The sequence below is a fragment of the Clostridium sp. MF28 genome (assembly GCF_002969175.1).
GTDB classification, from domain to species: domain Bacteria; phylum Bacillota; class Clostridia; order Clostridiales; family Clostridiaceae; genus Clostridium; species Clostridium beijerinckii.
The window spans coordinates 5,031,643-5,048,995 of sequence record NZ_CP014331.1 but is presented as its reverse complement, the minus strand read 5'-3'; the positions used below and the strand labels follow the sequence as shown (position 1 = coordinate 5,048,995).

The following is a 17,353-nucleotide window of genomic DNA, read 5'->3' as shown; positions in this document are numbered from 1 at the left end:
TAAATTCTTCTAAAAGCATTTAAAAAAAATCCTAGCAGCAATCATGCTACTAGGATTATATACTTTAAATATATTGTAGATTATTAAATAGGGTGTTTCCTTATTTGATCGAACTTATTTTATTTGCCATTGTAATTTGCCATAAATTATTTTTATGCTTCCATAAACATCTTCATGTCATCATCTACATTAGTGATTCCACCAATTCCAAAGTTGTCCACTAATACTTTAGCAACATTTGGTGAAAGGAATGCTGGAAGTGTTGGTCCTAAGTGAATGTTTTTAACTCCTAAGTGTAATAATGATAATAATACTATTACAGCTTTTTGTTCATACCAAGCTATGTTGTATGAAATAGGTAATTCATTTACACTCTTTAATCCAAATACTTCTTGAAGCTTTAGTGCTATTACAACTAATGAATATGAGTCATTACATTGTCCTGCATCTAATACTCTTGGGATTCCACCAATATCACCTAAATTTAATTTGTTGTATTTATATTTTGCACAACCTGCAGTTAAGATAACTGTATCTTTTGGTAATTTTTCTGCAAATTCTGTGTAATAGTTTCTTGATTTAGCTCTTCCATCACAACCTGCCATTACAAAGAATCTCTTTATAGCACCAGATTTAACTGCATCTACCACCTTATCTGCTAAAGCTAAAACTTGGTTATGAGCAAATCCACCAACTATTTGTCCCTTTTCTATTTCTGTAGGAGCTTTACATTTCTTGGCCATTTCTATAACTTTAGAGAAATCTTTTGTCCCATCAGCCTTAGCTTCTATATGAGCACATCCAGGCATTCCTGTAGCACCTGTTGTAAATAATCTGTTCTTATAAGAATCCTTTGGTATAACTATACAGTTAGTAGTCATAAGGATTACTCCATTGAAGCTTTCAAATTCTTCTTTTTGTTTCCACCATGCATTACCATAGTTTCCTGCAAAATGACTATATTTTTTAAATTTTGGATAGTATTGTCCAGCAAGCATTTCTCCGTGAGTATAAACATCTACCCCAGTTCCTTCTGTTTGCTCTAGTAACATTTCTAAGTCTCTTAAGTCATGTCCTGAAATCAATATTCCTGGATTTGTTCTAACACCAATGTCTACTGTTGTAATTTCTGGATGTCCATAGCTTTCTGTGTTGGCTTTATCAAGTAATGCCATACCATCTACACCGAATTTACCAGCTTCTAATGCTAGTCCTACATAATCATCAACTGTTAATGTATCATCAATTGTAGCAGCAAGAGCTTTTGCCATAAATGCATGAACTTCTTCATTATTGTATTTTAAATTCATAGCATGCTTCATGTATGCTGATAAACCTTTTAATCCATAAGTGATAAGTTCTCTTAAGCTTCTTATATCTTCATTTTCAGTTGCAAGAACTCCAACCTTTTCTGCTTTTTCATCAAATTCTATTGTATTGTCAGCTGTCCAAATAGCTGCTTCTGGCATAATCATTTCTGTAGTTTGCATTCCGAATATTTTCTTAAAGAAACCACCAGTTACTTTTACTTCTCCAACTTTACCACCAGAGCTAATTACTTTAGCTTTTAATTCTTCTCTTAATTTTAAAGTTTCTTTAACTCTATCTAAAATAGAATCTCTATCAAAATTAGCGTTTGTAATTGTTGTAAATAAGTTTTCTGTTATATATTTATCAACTTTACTATCCTTTACTCCAACTTTTCTTCCTTCATTACTTACTATAGCTAGTCCTTTAGTTACATATATTAATAAGTCTTGAGCTTTTGCTACATACTCATCCTTACCGCATACCCCTACTTTAGTACAGCCCTTACATCCAGCTGTTTCTTGACATTGATAACAAAACATTGACATATTATGTCCTCCTATTTCCTATTTTTCTTTTTATATGAATAATTAATAATTTCTTGTTAATCTCTCTTAACTTTGACAATTTAGAGTTTACTATATTGCCAGTATCATTTCTGTAACATACGTTACTAAAATAAAATTAATATTTTTTAATTTCTATATTAGCTCTGTGCTACAGATATATATTACTAAAATACTCTGCCCAAATCTGTAACAATGGTTACGCAATTTCAAAAATAAAAAGACAGCTAGTTTGCTGCCTTTTCTATTCCTACTATATGAAGATTATATCTATAGGAATTATGATTCTGGTGTAAAACTACAATATCCTATTTCATCACATCGTGTCTTCATACTATTCCATACATCCTTTTCAGTTATGGCTTCCACTGCTGTAGGGTATAATATATAATTTTCTTTAAATATATGATCTCTCAAATTGAATATAATATATTTTGCAGTTTCATCAACTTTTTCTTTAAATTCAATAAATTTTAATTTAGATACTTCTGTTGCTATTTGCTTCAAAAATTTTTTCTTTGCTCTTAAATCGTCATGTTCCATTCTCATAATTCTTGTTGGTCCTGTAATTTTTCTATCTTCCATCTCAGCAAAAAGCACTTCTTCCTCTCTTTTATGGTGATTTTCTGCATCTAATATATTATCAATAACCTTTATTAATTCTTCAAATTCAATTAAATTGCTATCATAGCTTTCTAATTTTTGAATCTTTGAATTAATATCTTCAAGTTCTTTTAAAAATCCAAGAATTTTATCATGTTCTGCAATAAATGTGTATACAACATGCCCTGGTTCAATTTTATTCTTTATTTTATCAAGTTCTCCTCTTAAAACTTCCATATGAATATCACACAGATGTCTTAAATCCTGTGGATTCATTCCTTCTTCTATTAAATTTTGCTCCGCTATTGAAAGCTCAATAGGATTTATGTCAGACACAATCTCCAATGCTTCTTTTCTTAATGTCTCTGTTATTCCATCTTTATTTAATTTTTGTAAAACTTCAGTCAAACTTTGTATTTTGCTATTATTCATCTCAAAATCCTCCTATGGATATATAAATTTATATATTCAATATCTCTATGACCTAATTCTACTTAAATTTTTATTATAATAATGTGATTTAAATCAAAATTTCAAATGTTTAAGTTATAAAAGAATTACCATTAGAATATTAAACTTTAAATTTAAAGAAAAAAGGTTATATTTAAGAATAAATTGATTTGTTTCTTAAATATAACCTTTATTTTATTTTAGTTTAAGACATGGCCCATGGCCTGTAGCTATAAGGTCAGGCTTTAACTTTTTTAAAGTTTCTTGTAAATCTTCCAGCTTATTATTGTCTGGTATTTGTTCTTGCTTAATGCTGTTTACTTCTGTATACCAATCAGATTCTTGTACTGTGCCTATTTCTTTTCCCAACGCAAACATCAAATCACTGCTAAAAAATATCCTACGTTTATTTTCTATAACTAATAATCCATCCCAAAGATGCATTTCAGAAGGATAATTGATAAACTCTAATTCATAATTATCAGTATTTAAAGTTTCCTCTGCTTTCTTAGTAATAATTTCTGCTTTTATTCCAAAACCATTTAACTGACGTGCTGTAACTTCAGAGCAAATTGTTTTAGCTTTAGGAAAATGTTCCAATATTAATGATAATCCTCCACATTCATCCGCCTCAAAATGTGAAATAAAAATATACTTTAGCTCTTTGCCATTAAGTACATCTTTTAATTCTGGTAGCAAAGCTTCTGCCTGAATAACGTTCCCTGTATGGACTAATAATGGTTCATCCCCTAATAACAAATATTGATGAAATGTAAGGTTAATTGGTTCAACATAGCTATTAAATTGGTATAAATCTTGACTTATAAATGGCATATTATAAAAACAACTCCTTTTCTATCTTATTGAATGTGCCTTATTTCTTTGTGATACCTATTCTCCATATTTCAGGTCCCTGCTCTAAATATTTCCACTCAAAGTGTTCTGGAAAGTTAACTATAAACTGCTGATAAAGTGGACGAGGATCATGATCATTTATAAGTTCCATTGTTTCACCTTGTTCAAGCTCTTCAAAAGCTTTAAATATGATCTCTTTTTTATGACCTCTTTCATAAATTCTAACATCTATACTAACAGCAAAACTTGACATAATTAATTCCTCCCTTAATATTATTATCTAAACTTCTTCTTAGATGATAATATTATAACCATTGTGCTGAATTTTAGCGTGATTTATATCACAGTGTCAGTAACTTTTGCTTTTATGTGTATATATTTCAATTTCTTTAGAATTTTTGTTTTTATGTTAAAGTAATGTTATGTTAACCGTTCTTATAATTCTTAATCGCTACTACGTATAATATCTTAATCCATTACTAAAAATATTATTGAAAATATTTAATAATATTTCACTGTATGAAAAAGACAGCAAATTAATGAGCTTAATACCTCTTTAATTTGTTGTCTTTCTAAATTTAGATATATCTGATCTATTTTACTTTATTTAATTACTGTCATACCGCCCATATATGGTTGCAATGCAACTGGAATATTTACAGATCCATCTTCATTTAAGTTGTTTTCTAAAAATGCAATAAGCATTCTTGGTGGTGCAACTACTGTATTATTCAATGTATGCGCAAAGTACTTACCATCTTTACCATCTACACGGATTTTTAAACGACGAGCTTGTGCATCCCCTAAATTAGAGCAGCTTCCTACTTCGAAGTATTTCTTTTGTCTTGGAGACCATGCTTCTACGTCTACTGATTTTACTTTTAAATCTGCTAAATCACCTGAGCAACATTCTAAAGTCCTTACTGGTATATCTAAAGAACGGAATAAATCTACTGTATCTTTCCACATTTTATCATACCAATTCATGCTGTCTTCTGGCTTACATACAACAACCATTTCTTGCTTTTCAAATTGATGAATTCTGTATACTCCTCTTTCTTCTATACCATGTGCCCCTTTTTCTTTTCTAAAGCAAGGTGAATAACTAGTCAAAGTTTGAGGAAGTGAAGTTTCTGGTAATATTGTATCTATAAATTTACCAATCATAGAATGTTCACTTGTTCCTATTAAATATAAATCTTCACCTTCAATTTTGTACATCATAGCATCCATTTCAGCAAAACTCATAACTCCAGTTACAACCTGGCTACGAATCATAAAAGGTGGAATACAATATGTAAATCCTCTATTTATCATAAAATCTCTTGCATAAGATATTACAGCTGAGTGAAGTCTAGCTATATTTCCCATTAAGTAGTAGAAACCATTACCAGCTACCTTTCTAGCACTATCTAAATCAATACCACTTAATCTTTCCATAATATCTGTATGGTATGGAATTTCGAAATCTGGAACAACTGGTTCCCCAAACTTTTCTACTTCTACATTTTCGCTATCATCTTTACCAATTGGAACACTTGGATCTATTATGTTTGGAATAGTCATCATGATAACTTTAACTTTTTCTTCTAGTTCTTTTTCTTTAACGTCTAACTCAGCCATTCTTTCTGAATCCGCATTAACTTTTTTCTTTATTTCCTCAGCTTCTTCTTTTTTACCTTGAGCCATTAAGCCACCAATTTGTTTTGATAACTTATTTCTATCAGCTCTTAAAGCTTCTACTTCTTGCTTAACTTTTCTAAGTTCGATATCTAAAGTTAATACTTCATCTACTAACCCCAACTTATTATCTTGAAACTTATTTTTTATGTTTTGTTTAACAATCTCTGGATTTTCTCTTACGAATTTAATGTCTAACATTTTTTTCCCTCCTGATTAAATATATATATTATTATTTCAAAAAATAAAAAAACCATCCCAATATATAATTGGGACGGAATAATCCGCGTTGCCACCCAAATTGCTGGTTAATATTACAACCAGCCCCTCGACACTAGTATTATATAGGTTACTAACCTTTGCATTTATCACGCACAGCTCCAAAAGTGGAAAGATTTAACCTTTCACCGATTCGCACCACCCATCGGCTCTCTGAAGAAATTTATAAATCGTAGTTTTTATCATCGCTGTTTTTTATAACTATTAATTTGTTGCTATGTATATTATATATATATTTATGTTAATTTTCAAGTATATGTTTATATTTAACTTAATAACTAGTTTTGGAATTATATTGACCAGTTATAATATACTATAAATTTCTTATTAAAGTCTACTTAAAAAAATTAAGGTGAGAAGATTTATATAAAAACTCTTCTCACCTTAAATAAATATCCCCTTAAAAATTTTACGGTAACATATATATGTTGCAATTCACAATGCACAATGAACATTTCACAATTACAGCTAAAATTCTTTTAATATTTTTAGAATTATGCTGAAGAATTATTTTTGCAATATATATATAATTATACTACCATAAAATTTTTCACTTACTTTGAATTACTATAGCATATGGATATATAAAGCTAGATATGCCTTTTTGCTTCTATATCTTCGTTTATCAGTTAAAATCAATTCTATTAGAATTCTAACAGATAGTTATACATTCGTTAACAAACTTTAACCCTTCTTTTATATTCCTATGCTTTAGTACCTTTATATCAAATCCAAATACTTTATAAATTAACTGTACACAATATCCTATTCCAATGGCAGTGACTAACGTTCCAATTCCGACAAACCCGCCTAGAATCCATCCAATAATTAGGGCTCCTGCTTCTATAAATAGTCTTATTATTCCAATTGGTTTACCTGTAAGCTTAACTAATGCAATCATAAGACCATCCCTAGGACCACATCCCATTTCACATCCAATATACAAATAGCTTCCTAATGCTGTAACAAATAAGCTTCCAATTAACATTATTATGCCTGTATATATGTTATTACAAACTGGAATGATTTTAGAATGTATTATTAAATCCATAAAACATCCAATTACTATCATATTCGCTATAGTTCCCATCCCAACTTTAAGCCCTAGGATACTTGTGATTGCTACTATTATTATTCCAACTATAATGCTTGCCTGTCCAATAGTTAAACTAGTTACATTTGTTAATCCTTGGTGAAATACGTCCCATGGACTTAAGCCTAAATTCGAATTAAGAGCCAAAACAGTTCCTAGTGCGCATAATAAAAATCCGAATGTCATTCTAATTATAAGTGCTAATAATTTCTTCATACTTCTCCTTTACATTTCTCAATTTTTTGGAATTATAGGCCAAATTACCTATCATAATCCCATTAACTTAAACATTAGTTTCACGTGTGCAAAGCTGACTATAAGCTAATCTTTCAACTAATGTCAGTTTACATCAATTTAATGAAATATTCAATTCATTTTTTAATTTAAATCATAATTATTACTGAAATAAATTCACTAAATACTAATACTGCTACACTCTCTTTTGTAATAAACTATCTAAAAACAAATCAAATCCTAAACAATGTTATTAAAAATGTTAATATTATAATACACAAGTTATCCTACATTTATTTTCCATAATAATATGTATAATAATAAAATTAAAACTAAATTTAAGTTTATTAAAGCTCATGTTTAGCAACTTTAGGCAATTTAAATAATTTTATCTTTATTTTTTCTTTATATTAGATTAAAATTATTATTAAGCAAAAATAACAATATAGTTAAGAGGGAATACTACTTCAAGTAAATATTCTTTTCTTAATTTAAATACACTTATAAGTGAGGTAAGACTATGTCAAACGAAATAAATTCTTCTAATTTTATAAGAAATATCGTTGTAGAAGATCTAGAAAGCGGAAAGCATAAAGAGATAATTACTCGTTTTCCACCAGAACCTAACGGTTACTTACATATAGGCCACGCTAAATCAATTCTTTTAAATTTTGGTTTAGCTGATGAGTTTAAAGGAAAAACTCATTTAAGATTTGATGATACTAACCCTGTTAAAGAAGATACAGAATATGTTGAATCAATTAAAGAAGATGTACAATGGCTTGGTGGTCATTGGGATGAACTTTTCTTTGCATCTAACTATTTTGATGAAATGTACAATAGAGCTGTTCTACTAATAAAAAAAGGTAAAGCTTATGTTTGTGACTTAACAGCTGAAGAAGCTAAAGAATATAAAGGTACACTAACTCAGCCTGGTAAAGACAGCCCTTATAGAAATAGATCCGTTGAAGAAAATTTAGATTTATTTGAAAGAATGAAAAATGGTGAATTTGCTGACGGCGAAAAAGTTCTTAGAGCTAAAATAGACATGGCATCACCAAATATAAATATGAGAGATCCTGTTATATATAGAATATCTCATTCTACTCATCACAATACTGGTGATAAATGGTGCATATACCCAATGTACGATTTTGCTCATCCATTAGAAGATGCTATTGAACATGTTACACACTCTATTTGTACTTTAGAGTTTGAAGATCACAGACCACTTTATGACTGGGTAGTAAGAGAATGTGAAATGACCGCTTCCCCAAGGCAAATAGAATTTGCAAGATTAAATATGACTAATACTGTTATGAGTAAAAGAAAATTAAAACAATTAGTTGATGAAAAAGTTGTTGATGGATGGGATGACCCTAGAATGCCTACTATTTCTGGCCTTAGAAGAAAAGGATGTACTCCTGATGCGCTAAGAAATTTCTGCAGCGCTATCGGTGTTGCTAAGGCTAATTCTGTTGTTGATTCCCAAATGCTAGATTATTTTATAAGAGAGGATTTACAACTTAAGGCGCCATTGTCTATGGCTGTGTTAAATCCTTTAAAGCTTGTAATAACTAATTATCCTGAAAATGAGACAGAAATGCTTTCAATAGAGAATAATGCAAAAGATGAAACTCAAGGTACAAGACTTGTTCCATTCTCTAGGGAACTATACATTGAAAAAGAAGACTTTATGGAAAATCCACCAAAGAAATACTTTAGGTTATTCCCTGGTAATGAGGTTAGACTAAAAGGAGCATACTTTGTTAAATGTAACGAAGTAATCAAGGATGAAAATGGTGAGGTAGTAGAAATTCATTGTACTTATGATCCAGAAACAAAGAGTGGTTCTGGCTTTACCGGCAGAAAAGTTAAAGGAACAATCCATTGGGTAGATGTAAAAACTTGTCTTCCTGCTGAATTCAGGTTATATGAGCCTTTAATTTTAGATGATGCACCAGAAAATGAAGGAAAACACTTCCTTGAACAAATTAATCCAAACTCACTAGAAATATTACAAGGCTTTATTGAACCAACTGCATTTAAAGATGCTAAACCTCAAGATAAATTCCAAATGGTTAGAAATGGTTTCTTTAATGTAGATACTAAATATACAACTGCTGATAAGTTAGTATTTAATAGAATAGTACCATTAAAATCATCATTTAAGTTAAGCTAATAATGCAACTTGAAAAGGCAGAGAAATCTAATGTATAAGATTTCTCTGCCTTAATTTATTTTTAATCTCCTAATCCAGATAATTTTATACAAAACTATCTGATCAAAATTTTTTATACCACTTAAAAATTCTTCACCATTGTCATCATAACCAAGCCATAAATTCCACCTAATTTTCTATATTTCGATAAAAGGTAACATTTACTATCAAGTTGATAAATTACATTTCGATAATAGAGTAAGTTTATATATTAGGGGGAATGCAAATGATTACAAAATCTACAAAAAAGACAAAAGGCTTACCTATAAAAACAAAACTTATTTTAGTAATGATTTTATTGCTGAGTATACCTGTACTTGTACTCGGATTAGTAAGTTATTATGTAGCAAGAGCTGAACTTGAAAATAGCGGGAAGATTTTATTAAGAAATAGTGTAGAAATGACATTACAAGTGATTGATGCAAATCAAAAGCTTGTAGATCAAGGAAAACTATCTCTTGATGACGCTCAAGAAAGAGTTAGAGAATATATGCTTAGCGAAAAACAAGCGGATGGTACAAGAAAAATCAATCAAAATTTAAGCTTAGGTAAAAGCGGTTATTTGTTAGCTTATACTCAAGATGGAGTTGAAGCAGCTCATCCAAGTTTAGAAGGCAAAAGCGTACTAGATTATAAGGATAAAAAGACTGGTACATTATTCGTTAAAGATCAAATTAAAGTAGCTAATGATGGCGGAGGCTATTTAACTTATTGGTGGACACTTCCTAATTCAGATAAGATTTCAGACAAAATAACTTATCAAAAGACTGATCCGCATTGGGGATGGGTAGTTTGCGCTGGTACTTACATGAATGATTTTAATGTTGGTTCAAATAATATTCTTATTACTACTCTGATTATATTATTGTCAGTAATTATTTTAGGTTCTGCAGTAATTATGATATTTGCAAAACACATATCTACTCCAATTAAAGAAATTAGTGACGCTGTAGATACTGTAGCTTCAGGTAATTTGAATATTAAGGCTATGAAAATCAAAAATAGAGATGAAATTGGTAATCTAAATAATTCCTTTAATATAATGGTTAGAAATGTTAACGATTTTATAAGTTCAGTTAAAGATTCAGTTAATGTTGTTTTTGACTCCTCTAAATTGTTAGATGAAATTGTTGCTGAAAATACAGCTTCGATTAATGAAGTATCAGATTCCGTTGAAGAGATCGCTAAAGGTTCAAATGAACAGGCTAAAGAAACTGAAAACGGAGTTATAAGAGTTAAGAATTTATCGGAGAAGATAGATTTAGTTACAAAACTGACAATAGAAACTAATGATATTGCAGTTAAAACAACTAATATAAGCAACAGAGGTTTAGAAGCAATTGATTTACTTTCAAAAAAATCAATTGAAAATAGCAAAGCCACTGAAAAAACTAGTGCCATAATAATGGAAGTAGATAAAACTTCTATTGAAATTGGATCTATTACTGAGGCAATAAGTCAGATTTCAGAACAAACAAATTTATTATCTTTAAATGCTGCTATAGAAGCTGCAAGAGCTGGTGAGCAAGGAAAAGGCTTTGCTGTAGTTGCTGAAGAAGTTAGAAAATTGGCTTCTCAATCTTCAATGTCTGCTTCAAAAGTTAAAGAATTAATCAATGGAATCCAAGATAAATCAAAAGCTGCTGTAAAAGCCATTGAAGACGGAAAGTTAATAGCTAAGGAACAAAATAATTCTGTAATAGACGCTAAGGATATATTTGTTGAAATATTAAAATCTGTAGAAAAGATTACAAACGATATGAAAAACCTAAAAACTTATAGCCTTGAAATGGAAAACGAGAAAAATGAAATAGTTGAAGTTTTAGAGACTCTTTCTGCTTCAACTGAAGAAAGCTCTGCTGCCACTGAACAAATTTCTGCTACAACTGAGCAGCAACTAGCAAGTGTAAATCAAATAGCCAAACATACTCAAGACTTAAATAAACTTGCAGAGAAGCTTAGAGATGCAGTTAACGCATTTCAAGTTTAAAAATTCTAACATATATTAATGAAAATGAACTCTGCAGTAGTACTATAAATATTCATAATTAACTAAACGAAAACCATACCGGAAACAGTATGGTTTTCATTTAGCTTATAATTTTGTAAAAAAACTAACTAATAGATAACTAACTTTTATCTGCTATGGTCCCCTTATAACGCATTTTTTAAGCATATTCTTAAGAATATATATGGCACTCTAATATCTAATTGAGCTATAAAACCTCCTATTCCTGGCCCTAAAACCATTCGTAAATTAGAAGCACTAAAAGTATCCCATTCCCTTTGTACGAGTTTCTTTAGTAATCGCATCCGCAATATATGAAAGATTGTATGGTATCACAATTCCTAAACCTATTCCCCCAATAAATCTCGCTATATATAGCCAGATCAATTCTTGAGATATGGCAAACATGAAATTAGAAATTACTGTAAGAAATAATCCGGATAATATCATCTTTTTTCTTCCATATTTATCTAAAAATTTCCCGCCAATTGCGAAAATAAAAATTGGTCAGCTCCAAAAACTGCAACTAAGTAACCAGCTACAGAGCCTCCTGCGTTAAATTGTTTTAAATATTCATGCAAAATTGATATTACCATTCCTTGTCCAAGTAACGCAATAAATATATTGAACATTAAAATACTTAAAGGTAGTCTTTTTTTTATGTTTAAATTGAACATTTTTACCTTCTAAGTTTACATACAATAAACCATTTACACTACGTAAACCATTTTGCTATCATCTTAATTTTTTGTAAACTATATCGGTAATTTATATATAATATAAATCCAATTTGATTAAATTATCACAAGAAAGTATTGACATGGTTTTTAATTTGAAGTATGATAACTTAAAACCGAGTAAATCGATAAGAATTATATAAAAATTAATAGGGGGAATACTTAATGAAAAAGAAAAATTTATTTAGTTTATTATTAGTAGGTCTATTAGCAATCGGATTAATAGGATGCGGAAATTCTACTAGCCAAGCTCCTGCTAATACTTCTAATTCCAGCAAAGATTTATTAACAGAAATAAAAGAAAGAGGTTCTTTAAAAATTGGCACTGAAGGAACCTATGCACCTTACACTTTTCATAATGATAAAAATGAATTAGTTGGATTTGATGTTGAAATTGCTCAAGCAATCGCAAAAGAACTTGGAGTTAAAGCTGAATTTGTAGAAACTCCTTGGGATTCATGCATAGCTGGTTTAGATGCAAAACGTTATGATGTAGTTATGAATCAAGTTGGGATAACCGATGAAAGAAAAGCAAAATATGATTTCTCAACTCCATATACCGTAACAAGAGCTGTCTTAATTGTAGGTAAAGATAATCAAGGCATAAAAAGTTTTGCAGATTTAAAAGGTAAAAAAGCTGCTCAAGGCTTAACAAGTAATTTTGCTGATATGGCTAAAAAAGATGGAGCGGAATTGGTTGATACAGATGGAAACTTTAGCAAATCTATAGATCTTATCATCAATGGAAGAGCTGATGCAACAATTAATGATGACCTTACTTTCTATGATTATTTAAAACAAAAACCAGATGCACCATTGAAGATTGCAGATAAACAGGATAAAGCAAGCGAAAACGGAGTTTTAATACGTAAAGGTAACGATTCTTTTGTAAATGCAGTTAATGATGCACTAGATAAATTAAGTAAAGATGGAACTTTAGAAAAGATATCTGAAAAATACTTTGGAACTAATGTTACAAAATAATTTAGGGGGACAACTTTATGGTTATTGATAATCGCATTATCGAAATTATTAAAAATTCTTTTTTTCCTATGCTCGAAGCAGGATTAATTTATACAATCCCTCTAACAATAGTTTCTTTTGCAATAGGATTATTAATAGCTGTTTTAGTTGCTCTGATTCAAATTTCAAAACTTAGCATATTAAAGCAGATAGTAAAATTTTATGTATGGATATTTAGAGGCACTCCTCTTTTAGTTCAACTTTTTATTATATTTTATGGTCTACCTAATGTAGGAATAAAACTTGAACCTATTCCATCAGCTATAATTGCTTTTTCATTAAATGTAGGTGCTTATAGCTCTGAAACAATCAGAGCTGCAATTTTATCAGTTCCTAAAGGACAATGGGAAGCAAGTTATTCTTTAGGCATGAATTATTGGCAGACACTTAGACGAACAATTTTTCCACAAGCCGGCAAAGTGTCTGTACCACCACTTTTTAATACTTTTATAGCCTTGGTGAAAGACACTTCTTTAGCAGCTAATGTAACTGTTACTGAAATGTTTATGGAAACCCAAAGAATTGTTGCAAGAACCTATGAACCACTTGTTTTATATTGCGAAGTCGCAGTATTCTATTTATTGTTCTGCACAATCTTATCACAAATACAAAAATACTCAGAAAAGAAATTATCTATAGGATAGTTTTCAATCAATCTTAATTTGAAAACTAGTTAGGAGCTAATATGGTTAAAATCGAGAATTTAAACAAGCATTTTAATAATCTTCATATATTAAAAGATATTAATTTAACGATTGAATCTAACAAAACAACTGTTATTATAGGTCCATCCGGTTCAGGTAAAACCACATTACTTAGGTGCATTAATCTTCTTGAATTACCCGATAATGGCACAATAAGTATGAATAAAGATAAATTAGATTTTTCAAGGAATAACATTCATAAAAATGAAATAAACAATTTTAGGAAAAAGACTGGAATGGTATTTCAAAATTTCAATCTCTTTCCTCATAGAACGGCCATAGAAAATATTATTGAAGGGCCTATAACTGTTTTAAAAACGCAAAAGCAGAAAGCTATAAAGGATGCGGAATTACTTTTAGATAAAATTGGATTATTAGATAAGAAAAATAGTTATCCTCATGAACTATCCGGTGGTCAGCAGCAACGTATTGCTATAGCAAGAGCACTGGCTATGAAGCCTGAGATACTACTTTTCGATGAGCCTACAAGTGCCTTAGATCCAGAACTTGAAGTTGAAGTGTTAAGCCTTATTAAGGAATTAGCAAAAGAAAACTACACTATAGCAATTGTGACCCATAAGATGTCTTTTGCTAGAGAAGTTGGAGATGAAATTGTATTTGTTAACCAAGGTGAAATTATTGAAAAAGGTACCTATAGTGATTTAGATAATTCTTCTAATGATAGAATTAAACAGTTTTTAAATTTGCTTAATTAATTTTGATGGAGTACTTCCACTCTATATTGATGAATTCAAAAGGGATACCACTATCTACCAAAAATAGTCTCATGGTATCCTTTTAGCTATTCTATATTAGATTATCTTTTATTATAGATTTAAAAATTTATCAAATCTGTTTCTTGTATTTTCTTCACCTATGATTTGCATTATAGTATAAATGTCAGGCGAATTAGTTCTATGAGTTAGTGCTGCTCTAACTGCTCCTGCAACATCCGAAATCATACCTTTATATTGATCTGGATTTGCCTTAAATTCTTTTCTATTAGCACAGTACCCAAGTCTAATTCCTATTTCCTTTAAGTCATCAAACCAAGCTTCTTGACTTTCTACATCAAATTTAAATTCTTTCTTGTAAGTTTCTACTATTTCTTTTGCTGCTTCTAATGTAACTCCCTTTGGAAGTTCAATTTGTTCTGCTGATTCCTTATAAAATAGTTCATCAAAGAAATAGAAAATTTTATCTTTTACTTCATCCCATTTTGCAAAATCTTTTCTTGGTTTTGGACCTTCTTTATCTATATTGAAGATTTCCTTTGCCATAGTTTCATTTTCTGTAACTAATTTATACATTTCTGCATCAAATTCCTTAGCCCATGCTGTATAGTATTCATAAACATCAGTAGCTTTCATAGCAGCAATTCTATCTTTTGATACATCGTTTAATTTAACTAAATCAAATAATGCTCCACTCTTACCCATCTTTTCTAAATGAACTTCGAATTCATGGTAATCAGCCTTAGGATTTTCAGCTCTCCATTCTTCATAAGTAGAGTTTACTATATTAAGTAAATATTCAATTACAGTTACTACTGGGAATCCAACTTCTTTGTAGTAAGAAACAGCTGCTTCTGCATCTTTTCTCTTTGAAAGCTTTCTTTTTGATCCACCATCTTGCTTCATTATTGTTGGAATATGAGCATATCTTGGTGCTTCAAAACCTAAAACTTCAAATAATTGAACGTGTATAGGAAGTGATGATAACCATTCTTCTCCTCTTATTACATCTGTTGTTCTCATTAAATAATCGTCTATTGCATGAGCAAAATGATAAGTTGGAAGCCCATCCCCTTTAATAAGTACTACATCTTGATTATTTTCTGGGAATGAGATATCTCCCTTTATTAAGTCGTGAAATTCAACCCTTGTTTCGGGATTTCCTGGAGATTTTAATCTTATAATATATTTTTCTCCGTTTTCAATTCTCTTTATTGCTTCTTCTTCAGTTATATTTCTAAACTTAGCGTATTCTCCATAGTAACCAGGAGTTATTTTATTTGCTATTTGTCTTTCTCTAAGTTCAGCTAATTCTTCTGGGGTACAGAAATCTGGATAAGCTAAACCTTTTATAAGTAAATCTTTTGCAAAAGTATTATATATTTCAGCTCTTTGACTTTGTCTGTATGGACCATATTCACCTTTAGATGTTTCTTCTCCTGTCATACCTTCACTAAAATCCATACCAAAATTATGCATAGTAGCTATTGTATCTTCTATTGCACCTTCAACTTCTCTCTTTTGATCAGTATCTTCTATTCTCAAATAAAAAACACCTTCACTTTGGCTTGCTAATCTTTCATTTATTAATGCAGCAAAAACTCCACCTATATGTTGGAATCCAGTTGGACTTGGTGCATATCTAGTAACTCTTGCACCTTCCTTAAGACTTCTCTTTGGATATTTTTCAACGTAATATTCAGTTGTATGTTCAAGATTCCCAAATATTATATCTGCTAATTTTTCAAAACTCATTATTTGTATCTCTCCTTATCATTCTTCCTTACAAGGTATTATAAGCCCCTTGTCATGGCAATTTATATCAAGTGAAACTTGATTCAGGTAGGGTTTGATCCCCATCTGAATCCTAGTTGAACTTATCCAGGAGCGTGCAGCCATTATCCCCCGCTTAAAGAAGTATGGGTATTACGGATGCTAGCTATCGGATAAACCACATAATAAATATGTAGAATAAATTAAAATTATTTAATTATCATAGTTTAATAACACTACAAAATATTAATATCCTAATTGTTTTCCTACGATTATTACTTTTATCCTACCTTTAACAAATTGTCCTCTGATAATTGTAAAATCATTGCATATTCTATTAGGACTTTTACAATCCACACAATACCCTAATTTAGTACATGGAGTATCTTTACCTAATCTTTTTGCATCAATCGGAGCAGCATAATTTCTAACTCTTTTTTCTGCTTCTTCTATATCTTTAACAATTTTATTTGTTCCAGTTATTAAAATAACCTGCTTCGGGCCATAAATCATTGGTGCAACTCTACTTCCATTACCATCAATATTGTATAGTTCTCCACTTTCAGTCAAGGCATTGGTACTACACATAAAAGTATCAGCAGAAAAGTTTTGTATATAAATACCTTTCTTTTCTTCACTTGTAATACCTTCTCTATACTTATCTAAAAATATATAATTTTCCTCACGAAGAAAGTCTATAACACCTGTTTCAAACAACGTCATAGAATCGCCAACCCCTACAACAGAATTTTCATCTATGAGTTGTTTTAACAGTTCTTTTAATTCATTATCATCATTTACAAAGAAACCATCCATATTGCGTTGCCTTAAATTTTTTATAGTTCTATTAATTTGTTCTTCTTTGTACCATGAAATATTAATCTCCATATAATATGTAGTCCTTTCTAAGTTAAATACAAAAAAGCCCTTCGTCCTAAAATATCCTTAGGACGAAAGGCTGACTTCCGCGTTACCACCTAAATTGATTAATTTAAACATATTGATTTTAAATTTCAAATACATTTGATTTAACCCTCTTAATTATCTTTAAGGGAATAACCCCATAAATATACTAGCTTTAAGAC

15 protein-coding genes and 2 other annotated features (1 of these 17 cut by a window edge) are annotated in these 17,353 nt (G+C 30.2%); of the genes, 5 read left to right on the top strand and 10 right to left on the bottom strand.

Annotated features, from left to right (window positions below; all coding sequences use genetic code 11):
- Positions 1–152 precede the first annotated feature (152 nt).
- From hcp to AXY43_RS22185, 6 genes are all read right to left on the bottom strand, one after another.
- Positions 153–1,856 (bottom strand): hydroxylamine reductase, encoded by a 1,704-nt coding sequence (gene hcp / locus AXY43_RS22210; protein WP_039772144.1) that lies wholly within the window; start codon positions 1,854–1,856, stop codon positions 153–155.
- 297 nt (positions 1,857–2,153) lie between these two features.
- On the bottom strand, positions 2,154–2,909 hold the full coding sequence (locus tag AXY43_RS22205; protein ID WP_039772142.1) for a DUF438 domain-containing protein: 756 nt from the start codon (positions 2,907–2,909) through the stop codon (positions 2,154–2,156).
- Positions 2,910–3,122: 213 nt separating this feature from the next.
- Positions 3,123–3,761, bottom strand: coding sequence for an MBL fold metallo-hydrolase (locus AXY43_RS22200; protein ID WP_105412167.1), 639 nt, complete (start codon positions 3,759–3,761; stop codon positions 3,123–3,125).
- A 40-nt stretch (positions 3,762–3,801) separates the two neighbouring features.
- Positions 3,802–4,035, bottom strand: coding sequence for a DUF2249 domain-containing protein (locus AXY43_RS22195; protein ID WP_011968764.1), 234 nt, complete (start codon positions 4,033–4,035; stop codon positions 3,802–3,804).
- 350 nt (positions 4,036–4,385) lie between these two features.
- Complete coding sequence (gene serS, locus AXY43_RS22190; protein ID WP_105412166.1) at positions 4,386–5,663, bottom strand: serine--tRNA ligase; 1,278 nt, start codon at positions 5,661–5,663, stop codon at positions 4,386–4,388.
- A gap of 66 nt (positions 5,664–5,729) precedes the next feature.
- Positions 5,730–5,936 (bottom strand) — a binding site (T-box leader).
- 457 nt (positions 5,937–6,393) lie between these two features.
- Positions 6,394–7,050 (bottom strand): YczE/YyaS/YitT family protein, encoded by a 657-nt coding sequence (locus AXY43_RS22185; protein ID WP_017211463.1) that lies wholly within the window; start codon positions 7,048–7,050, stop codon positions 6,394–6,396.
- A 538-nt stretch (positions 7,051–7,588) separates the two neighbouring features.
- Here AXY43_RS22185 and AXY43_RS22180 point away from each other — a divergent pair.
- Both AXY43_RS22180 and AXY43_RS22175 read left to right on the top strand, forming a co-directional pair.
- Positions 7,589–9,250, top strand: coding sequence for a glutamine--tRNA ligase/YqeY domain fusion protein (locus tag AXY43_RS22180; protein WP_039772134.1), 1,662 nt, complete (start codon positions 7,589–7,591; stop codon positions 9,248–9,250).
- A gap of 265 nt (positions 9,251–9,515) precedes the next feature.
- Positions 9,516–11,279: a methyl-accepting chemotaxis protein gene (locus tag AXY43_RS22175; protein WP_105412165.1), complete on the top strand. Its 1,764-nt coding sequence runs from the start codon at positions 9,516–9,518 to the stop codon at positions 11,277–11,279.
- A 276-nt stretch (positions 11,280–11,555) separates the two neighbouring features.
- Here AXY43_RS22175 and AXY43_RS28115 read toward each other — a convergent pair whose 3' ends face one another.
- Positions 11,556–11,747 (bottom strand): MFS transporter, encoded by a 192-nt coding sequence (locus tag AXY43_RS28115; protein WP_242986090.1) that lies wholly within the window; start codon positions 11,745–11,747, stop codon positions 11,556–11,558.
- Between the two features lie 20 nt (positions 11,748–11,767).
- Entirely contained in the window at positions 11,768–11,974 is a 207-nt protein-coding gene (locus AXY43_RS28110; RefSeq protein WP_242986092.1) for a hypothetical protein, read from the bottom strand.
- 225 nt (positions 11,975–12,199) lie between these two features.
- On the opposite strand from AXY43_RS28110, the gene AXY43_RS22165 reads away from it, so the two are divergent.
- The 3 genes from AXY43_RS22165 to AXY43_RS22155 are packed head-to-tail and all read left to right on the top strand — an operon-like array spanning position 12,200 to position 14,477.
- On the top strand, positions 12,200–13,018 hold the full coding sequence (locus AXY43_RS22165; protein ID WP_105412164.1) for an amino acid ABC transporter substrate-binding protein: 819 nt from the start codon (positions 12,200–12,202) through the stop codon (positions 13,016–13,018).
- A 17-nt stretch (positions 13,019–13,035) separates the two neighbouring features.
- Positions 13,036–13,701, top strand: coding sequence for an amino acid ABC transporter permease (locus AXY43_RS22160; protein WP_105412163.1), 666 nt, complete (start codon positions 13,036–13,038; stop codon positions 13,699–13,701).
- A 41-nt stretch (positions 13,702–13,742) separates the two neighbouring features.
- Positions 13,743–14,477: an amino acid ABC transporter ATP-binding protein gene (locus AXY43_RS22155; RefSeq protein WP_105412162.1), complete on the top strand. Its 735-nt coding sequence runs from the start codon at positions 13,743–13,745 to the stop codon at positions 14,475–14,477.
- 111 nt (positions 14,478–14,588) lie between these two features.
- On the opposite strand, the gene gltX is transcribed toward AXY43_RS22155, so the two are convergent.
- Together gltX and AXY43_RS22145 are read right to left on the bottom strand one after the other, a co-directional pair.
- A complete protein-coding gene (gene gltX / locus AXY43_RS22150) occupies positions 14,589–16,250 on the bottom strand; it encodes a glutamate--tRNA ligase (protein ID WP_105412161.1) in 1,662 nt (553 codons plus the stop codon).
- A gap of 264 nt (positions 16,251–16,514) precedes the next feature.
- Positions 16,515–17,156, bottom strand: a complete 642-nt coding sequence (locus tag AXY43_RS22145) for a lactate utilization protein (protein WP_023974211.1) — start codon at positions 17,154–17,156, stop codon at positions 16,515–16,517.
- A gap of 55 nt (positions 17,157–17,211) precedes the next feature.
- Positions 17,212–17,353, bottom strand: a binding site (T-box leader); it runs 126 nt beyond the window's last position.

Coding starts and splice junctions, on each gene's coding strand:
- hcp (WP_039772144.1), bottom strand. CDS start 1,856: ATGTCAATGTTTTGTTATCAATGTCAAGAAACAGCTGGATGTAAGGGC.
- AXY43_RS22205 (WP_039772142.1), bottom strand. CDS start 2,909: ATGAATAATAGCAAAATACAAAGTTTGACTGAAGTTTTACAAAAATTA.
- AXY43_RS22200 (WP_105412167.1), bottom strand. CDS start 3,761: ATGCCATTTATAAGTCAAGATTTATACCAATTTAATAGCTATGTTGAA.
- AXY43_RS22195 (WP_011968764.1), bottom strand. CDS start 4,035: ATGTCAAGTTTTGCTGTTAGTATAGATGTTAGAATTTATGAAAGAGGT.
- serS (WP_105412166.1), bottom strand. CDS start 5,663: ATGTTAGACATTAAATTCGTAAGAGAAAATCCAGAGATTGTTAAACAA.
- AXY43_RS22185 (WP_017211463.1), bottom strand. CDS start 7,050: ATGAAGAAATTATTAGCACTTATAATTAGAATGACATTCGGATTTTTA.
- AXY43_RS22180 (WP_039772134.1), top strand. CDS start 7,589: ATGTCAAACGAAATAAATTCTTCTAATTTTATAAGAAATATCGTTGTA.
- AXY43_RS22175 (WP_105412165.1), top strand. CDS start 9,516: ATGATTACAAAATCTACAAAAAAGACAAAAGGCTTACCTATAAAAACA.
- AXY43_RS28115 (WP_242986090.1), bottom strand. CDS start 11,747: ATGATATTATCCGGATTATTTCTTACAGTAATTTCTAATTTCATGTTT.
- AXY43_RS28110 (WP_242986092.1), bottom strand. CDS start 11,974: ATGTTCAATTTAAACATAAAAAAAAGACTACCTTTAAGTATTTTAATG.
- AXY43_RS22165 (WP_105412164.1), top strand. CDS start 12,200: ATGAAAAAGAAAAATTTATTTAGTTTATTATTAGTAGGTCTATTAGCA.
- AXY43_RS22160 (WP_105412163.1), top strand. CDS start 13,036: ATGGTTATTGATAATCGCATTATCGAAATTATTAAAAATTCTTTTTTT.
- AXY43_RS22155 (WP_105412162.1), top strand. CDS start 13,743: ATGGTTAAAATCGAGAATTTAAACAAGCATTTTAATAATCTTCATATA.
- gltX (WP_105412161.1), bottom strand. CDS start 16,250: ATGAGTTTTGAAAAATTAGCAGATATAATATTTGGGAATCTTGAACAT.
- AXY43_RS22145 (WP_023974211.1), bottom strand. CDS start 17,156: ATGGAGATTAATATTTCATGGTACAAAGAAGAACAAATTAATAGAACT.